Origin of the sequence: Agarivorans sp. (assembly GCF_050295395.1) — a bacterium.
Lineage (GTDB): Bacteria > Pseudomonadota > Gammaproteobacteria > Enterobacterales > Celerinatantimonadaceae > Agarivorans.
On sequence record NZ_JBNKPP010000154.1, the window covers coordinates 1 to 7,315 of the forward strand.

The 7,315-nt window shown below is 47.7% G+C and carries 6 protein-coding genes; 3 read left to right on the top strand and 3 right to left on the bottom strand.

The genetic code is table 11. From position 1 onward, the window contains the following. The 3 genes from ACQY6Q_RS09205 to ACQY6Q_RS09215 all read left to right on the top strand — a co-directional run. On the top strand, positions 1-387 hold a 387-nt coding region (locus ACQY6Q_RS09205; protein WP_427980472.1), incomplete at its 5' end, for an alkaline phosphatase family protein. Positions 388-433: 46 nt separating this feature from the next. Then, positions 434-1,582, top strand: a complete 1,149-nt coding sequence (locus tag ACQY6Q_RS09210) for a murein hydrolase activator EnvC family protein (protein WP_427980474.1) — start codon at positions 434-436, stop codon at positions 1,580-1,582. Continuing rightward, positions 1,570-2,343, top strand: coding sequence for a divergent polysaccharide deacetylase family protein (locus ACQY6Q_RS09215; protein WP_427980476.1), 774 nt, complete (start codon positions 1,570-1,572; stop codon positions 2,341-2,343). The genes ACQY6Q_RS09210 and ACQY6Q_RS09215 overlap by 13 nt, the downstream gene beginning before the upstream one ends. A 3-nt stretch (positions 2,344-2,346) precedes the next feature. Here ACQY6Q_RS09215 and ACQY6Q_RS09220 read toward each other — a convergent pair whose 3' ends face one another. The 3 genes from ACQY6Q_RS09220 to ACQY6Q_RS09230 all read right to left on the bottom strand — a co-directional run bounded on the left by ACQY6Q_RS09220 (position 2,347) and on the right by ACQY6Q_RS09230 (position 7,297). Continuing rightward, positions 2,347-2,586, bottom strand: coding sequence for a YkgJ family cysteine cluster protein (locus ACQY6Q_RS09220; RefSeq protein WP_427980479.1), 240 nt, complete (start codon positions 2,584-2,586; stop codon positions 2,347-2,349). Between the two features lie 104 nt (positions 2,587-2,690). Continuing rightward, on the bottom strand, positions 2,691-7,160 hold the full coding sequence (locus tag ACQY6Q_RS09225) for a pilus assembly protein (RefSeq protein ID WP_427980482.1): 4,470 nt from the start codon (positions 7,158-7,160) through the stop codon (positions 2,691-2,693). Then, positions 7,160-7,297 (bottom strand): type IV pilin protein, encoded by a 138-nt coding sequence (locus ACQY6Q_RS09230; protein ID WP_427980485.1) that lies wholly within the window; start codon positions 7,295-7,297, stop codon positions 7,160-7,162. The genes ACQY6Q_RS09225 and ACQY6Q_RS09230 overlap by 1 nt, the downstream gene beginning before the upstream one ends. Positions 7,298-7,315 lie beyond the last annotated feature (18 nt).

Consider the following 7,315-nt stretch of genomic DNA (forward strand, 5'->3'; position numbering starts at 1 on the left):
GCCATTGAAAGCGGTAACTACGATGTCATCATCTGTACCTACCCTAACGGTGACCGGGTAGGCCACACTGGCGTATATGACGCGGCAGTGAAAGCTTGTGAAGCAGTAGATAAGAGTATTGGTCGTTTAGTTGAAGCCTTAGATAAAGTGGGCGGCGAGTGTTTAATTACTGCCGACCACGGTAATGCCGAGCAAATGGTTGATCCAGCCACCGGTGGTATTCACACGGCTCATACCAACTTGCCAGTACCGTTCATCTACTACGGCCGCGAAGCTACCCCAGTTGAGGGTGGTCGCTTAAGTGATATCGCGCCAACCATGTTAACTTTGATGGGCCTAGAAACCCCACCAGAAATGACTGGCAAGGTATTGATGAATTTGAAATAATGGCTCGATGAAAGAGCCTAATTCAGTTTCGAAACAAGGCGTAGCAATGCGCCTTATTCGCCTGTTTAACGCCAGCCTTGTTGCTGGCGTTTTGCTATTGCTTGGCCCGATGGCGAACGCCAATGAACAGCAACAACTGCTCGACGTTCAGCAACAACTCAAGCAACAACAGCAGCAACTGAAACAAAGAAAAGCCGAAATAGACAAGGCCCAGCAGCAGCTGCGCCAATACGAGCTGGCTCTAGCCGACGCGAACCAACAACTGCGCAAACTAAACAACCAATTAGCCCATACCGAACTTGAGCTAAAACAAAACCAACAACAAAAACAGCAAGTACAGCAACAACTCACACAGCAACAGCAAGCGCTCGCCCAGCAACTCAATAGTGCCTATCGTCTCGGCGACAACGATTACTTAAAAATGCTGCTTAATCAGCAAAGCACCGCCAAGCTAGAACGCATGCTGAGTTATTACCAATACCTAGCCAAAGCGCGCCAAAGCGCCTTAGCCGAAGTCAGCCGACAACAATTAGAATTAGCCGCACTAGAACAACAACTCAGTAATAACCAACAGCAACTAAAGAGCCTCGTTGACCAGCAGCAGCAACAACAGCAAAAACTGCAAGCCAGACAAGAGCAGCGCCAACAACAATTGGCCAAACTCAATCAACTACAAAATAGTGAGCAAAGCCGCCTGGAGCAGCTGCAAATAAATGAGCAACACTTGCAGCAAGTGATTAGCCAGCAAATAGAACAACAGCAACAGCAAGCACTGGAACAAAATCGCGATAAAACCCCATTAAACGGTTTAGCCGCGCACAAGGGTAAACTTCCGTGGCCCTTGAAAGGCCGTGTTCTACATAGTTATAACAGCAAGAATCAGGGGCAAACCCGTTGGCAGGGGATCGTCATCGACTCCCATCCCGGCACCCCTGTGCAAGCCATTGCCGCTGGCAACGTGGTATTTGCCGATTGGCTGCGCGGTTATGGCTTAGTAGTCGCTATCGACCATGGCGAACAATACCTTAGCTTCTACGGCTATAACCAAAGCCTGAATGCCGAGGTAGGTGAGCGGGTTAGCGCCGGGCAAACCATCGCCTATGCAGGGAATAGCGGCGGCCAAGACACCAACGCATTGTTCTTCCAACTACGCCACCAAGGGCAAACCCAAGATCCGAGTCAATGGTTAGAGTAAGCTGGCTGTTACTCTACTTACTGAGCCCTTGGTGTTTGGCCGCTCAGCTGAGCATTATTATTGATGATGTGGGCAACCATAGAAACGATTTACAGTTATTGCAACTCGACCCCGCCATCACCCTATCGGTGCTGCCCTCTAGTCCTTATGCCAAGCGCATTGCCCAGCAGGCTCAGCAACAGCAGCGCGAAGTAATGTTGCATTTGCCGATGCAAGGCAGCCGCAGTCTCGCTCTAGGCCCCTATGGCTTAAGCGAAAATTTAGCAGAAGCGGCTTTTAAACAGCGGGTGCTTGCCGCCATTAGCGACTTCCCCGAGGCCAGTGGCCTGAATAATCATATGGGCAGCCAGCTGACCCAGCAGCCACAAGAAATGCATTGGTTAATGCAAACCTTAGCCCAGCGGCAGCTATTTTTTGTTGATAGCCGCACCCACCTCGCCAGCGTAGCAGAACACATTGCCGAGCAGCACCAAGTGCCCCATCTACGGCGCCATGTTTTTCTCGACCATGTTGATGAGCCGCAAGCCATCGCTAAACAGTGGCAACAAGCACTAAACTTAGCCAGAAAATACGGTCACGCGGTATTAATCGCCCACCCAAGAGAGCACTCTATTACCCTTCTCAAGCAGCTAAATTTACCGCCGGATATTCAACTAGTGGGAGCCGCTCAACGGCTAGCAATGCAAGCAGCGAAACAGCCTAAAGAGTTACGCTTAGTGAAAGCAGAAGAAAATCGAGAACAACTTAAGCAAACTTACTAAACTTTAATCATCCAGAGTCTGTTGTTCTAAGTGAATCAAAGTATCTAGCGCTTGTTGGCGGGTGCTACCACAAACCCATTCAGCCGCTTTAAAATCTTGGCATACCTTGGGGCGCTCTGGCTGGCCAAACAACTGACATAGGTTGTCGGCACTTAGATGCTGACAGCGCTCACCGGCGGCTTTATTCAAAGAACTGATTGAGGGGGCAATACAGCAGGCGCCACAGCCGATTCGACATTGCATAAGATGCACTCCAAACAAGGGGCGGCTAGTGTAGCAAAATGCAACTTGAGGCTAAAGCCTATCACGCGAACAGAGCCTTAAAGAAGGCTCTGTTCGCCGCAGTACTAATACAAGGCTCTTAAGCTTAAGCGCCCGGTAGGTGACTTATAATCATCGTAACAAAGCATAGAGCCATTACTTAAGGTAATACAGGTCTTCTCGATGATGCCCTCTTCTTTCACCACGCCGTGCTCGTCTAAGTTAGAGTCTATTACCACCGTGGGCGACGAGGGAATCCCCTTAACCCGCTGATGAGAACTGTCATTCTCGATGGTATCAGTATCATCATTGGGGTCGGTATTACCCGGCGTGCCTCTATTCCAAGTGGTACCAGAGTGTAAATTTACCTCCATATACCAACCGTCACCGCCATCTAAGCAGGGATCTTGATTGGGCAATACCGTAGTAAAGCTCAGTTTGTTAGCTAATAGCAGGCTGTTAGTGACTTGGCGCTCGCCATAGTTGTTGGTATTACCATCTTCGGTATTCACCAAATCCAGATACCAGCCTTTATGATTATTCCAATTTATTGGATACTCACTCAAACGACGATTTGTCGGATCTTCTTCGAGGATCTTTTGCGCCAATAATTGGCTATAAACATGCTCTCCATCCACCCTAGTGCGAGAGTTTGTTAAATAAGTGCCATCGAGTTTGTCCCAAATCGCATAAACAGTTTGAGTGGGTTCACCAATGAAGTTGTTATCGCCATTCTCAATATATTTACCCGTACCAAAGGCCACTAACACGCCATGACTAAGGCCGTAAGGATGGACACCTACAGCAGGTCGAGTCGTAATTGGCTGAGCTATATAATTGTTACTGGCATCTTTAGTGGGACTACGTGCAGTAAATAAAGGTTTATTATCGTTAGTCGCTAGGCCCCACTCTGTAGAGCTATAACTACTCACATCAAATACCCACATATTACCAAATAAATCGCCGGCATAAATGCGGTCGGCAATACCGTCGCTGTTAATGTCAACTACCGCGGGGCTGGCTAGAGCATTGGCACGATTTTGTCCGGTTGGGTCATCGCTTCTGGCTACACCTGTTTTAAGGCTGCGAATTAACGAACCATCGGCTAAGTCGGCAATAAATAACTGACCTTCACCATCGGCTGAATTATAGCCATTGGCGAAAATCACTCCCACCCGGCCATTGGCTAGTTTAGCTATGGTTGGCTGCTCTTGAGTATAACCAAGGCCGCTAAAGCCGGTGGTATTAGTATCGATTTCCCACTTAAGTTTGTTTTTATTGGCAGAGCTCATATCACTTACGTCGATGGCGTATAAGCCTTTGTAGCCCGTACCAAGACTCCCCACCACCGTGGTTATATCATTAGTATCGGTGTAAGCGTTAATGCCGCCATCAACAAAGTATTGATGGTTATAGGTCGTTTTGCTCAGACTGGTTAAACCCGAGAAAATTTGGCTTGGCACATAGGCCATAATCTCGTTGCCATTTTCGGCATCAATAATGTGTACCATGCCATCATTAGCGCCATAGACTAATACTGGTTTAGTCACATCATGACCGGTAGCTAAAGCTACATAATAGGGCGTTGAGTTAATTACATCACCATGAGCCGATTTGCGCTCACGCATGCGCTCGTCTAAGTCTAGCGCTTCGTAGCTGCGGTCACCGCGTAAGTAGTTAATCACGGCACTTAGGTAAGCCAACTTAACATCATCGCTCCCAGCTTGCCCGGCTAACAGAGCAGAAATTTGCTCAGCGCTCAGGCCATCATCGGCACCATCCAAGGAGTTAGGCGCTACAAAGTCGACAAAACGCTCACTGCTATTATTACGGGTAAAGATATGCCGAGCATTGGGCGCCATGGCATCAACACGTGCCGCCGCGCTCCAACTTGGACTAAGGCTAAAGCCACTTTTAGTACTGCTGCTGCGAGCATAGGCCAATACGTCACCATTCCATGGGCCACCAACAAAGTTCGTGCGATATGAGTGAGTATTACTGCTTAAGAAGGTATTGCTGAATACTGGTGCAGCAGAAGACTGATTACCAGTTTGGGCACTATGCAAGGCCTTTCCAATTTGCTTTTTGAGCTCACCGGCGTTAGTCACTGGGAAGTAGTCATCGGGTTGGCCTGTTTGTTCCTTGTCCCATTCTCCGGCATCGGGTAAGCCGTTCGCCTCGCTTTCCTTCTCTTCAAAGCCACCCCATTTTGCGGCATACCAAAGGGGTGAAGGTAACAACTCAGCAGATGAACTACCTGGGAAAAAATGTCGAGTACGAGTTAGCTCCAAAACGTCATTATTGGCAGAAGAGCTTCTTCTTGAGTTATGTGGAAATGCACTGTCATCCTCTGCTGGCGTATCTAAGTAATATTTCACCTTATTGCTATCGTCATCTTCCCCACGCCCTTCGCCATCTTTTTTATCACGCACATCCAAGTAAATACCATCTTTGGTGGTACCAGAAATAACATAACCCGCATGCTGAGCAAGCCCGCCATAGGCATATTGCGAGTCTAGAGAAAGCTTGACCCCTTTGCGCTTGTTGCAGGTAGTTGGATCGTCTGAAGGTAGAGGGCAGAGCATCGCTACTTCGTAACTGTATTGCACTATCATATCCATATCATGATCGGCGCCTTGCTCCACGTCTTCAAAGTTAATTCGAAACACACCACTGGTGCTAGAAAAACTTTCGACATAATAATCAACGATGGTATTGGTGGGCTGAAATTGGCCTTGATCTTTATTGATACTTTCGCCTCTAACCGATTTGGCAAAGGGGACGATTTTAATCATCTTTACTTCATCCCCCACTTTCACATCCACTTTCACCTCGGGTAAGGGAGAAGAGATTGCCACCACCATAGTGCGAATATTTTGCTTACCCGGCTTATTTGGAAACAAATCTGTTTTTTGCCCATAGTAAGCCGCCGCCGCCGCCGAGTAACTGCCGCCTTTAGTGGGCTCGGCGGGAGATAAACCGCGAATATTGGCTAAGCTACGAACCGGCTTCGCGGTGGGCGCACTGGTAGTTCTTTTTAAGGGATCCGGATCATCATTTAAGGACTCACCGATAAAGTAATTTCCAGATATGTTTTCATGCTTTGATATTTCATCCAATAAGTTGCTCAAATGATAACCACTTAATGTACTACCACTATAAGAAATAGCATTGCCACTACCATCTGTTCTCTTAAAGCTCGTTTTGGCCCCGGGCAATTCGTCGGCATCATAAGAAGGGTTAATATCACTAATCACTAAATTATAGGGGGCGGCGCAATATTCACGATTATCGAAGGGTTTGTCCCAAGTGGCAGAGGGTAAGCCTAGCTGCTCATCGACCCAGCCACTGCCGCTAGAATAGCTACTACTGGCAAAGCCTTCACCATGGAAATAACGTAGGCTTTCATAGAGCATTTCGCCAACTGGATTACCCCAAGAGGGACATTCGCCGTTGACAATTTGCCGAGTCGCTATCCAACCACAGCTATATTCATATTTATTAGTACCATAGATAAAACCGTATATTTTCAGTTTATTAATGGTATTAACAATGCCAGGTACAGATGCCTTAAAAGTGCCATTAGTGGCATCAATTTCATCGGAAAAATCGCCCACAGGGCGGCGTAATACCCCACCAGAGGTGTTTTTGTCGTAACTTCCGGTGAGCAGACCAAACTCCATGCTGCCGTTTTCGCCGTAGTCATGTAGCAGCCCCGTGGGTTTATATTGGCCGTTACTATACTGCTTACAGTTGGCTTCTAGCTTACCGGCAACACAAACCTGCACGCGAATAGTAAAAATATTCTCATCTTTAATATCACGGTTTTCACTACTTAACACCGGACGTTCGGTACTGGCCCACTCCCAAATATTACCCGTGAGCTCGATGTCAGATGGCCCTACATTTAAACGCACCTTAAATTCGGGTTTACCGCCATCGCTAAAGGAAGCGGTGCCAAAAAAATGCTTTTTACCCCAGCGAGGATTAGCAAAAGGGGTATAGTCGGCCAAGCTATAACCGTCTACGGCCTTGGAGGTATAACTTTTCCCCCAGGAGTGCGCATCTTGAGGAACAAAGACTCGCTCTAGCACGGTAGCAGTTTCAGTATCTACACGGCGGTAGCCCCCATAGAGCACCGCGCGTAATACATCCATACGCGTCATGGTGAGATAGTTTAAAAAGTCTCCACTCCATGGGTCGCTACCAGTACAAGCCTTAGTGCTCGAAGCCGCAGCGCCGGGAACAAATACTTCACCTTCACTACTATAGCTATAACAACGTTGGCTATCGAAGTAACCAGCATAATTAATATTAATTGGGTCGTAATGCAGATTCAGCCTATCATTACCGGTTAGGTCGGAAGCATCATTATAAGCTTCATAATACAGGGTATGGTCGCGGCCCATCACCAGCATCACCATTGGTGGGGGTTTGCTGGCCACATGTAGCGGCTTGGTGGCTAAATTTAAATCGGCCGCTTTAAGCGGAAGGACGATACTCGTTAACGCAAACAGCGCTAAACCAGCAGCAAGCTTAGAAAAACATTTAAGCATTACCAACACCCCCCACTAGCAGGAGTCGTTACTCCAGTACTGCTAAAGCTTAAGGCACCACAACTATCGCCAGCCTGTGCTCCTTTAGGACTAGCGGTAAGGGTATAAGCTGAAGCGCTCACTCCACTGGCGCTCAAAGTATAATAATCCGAGAA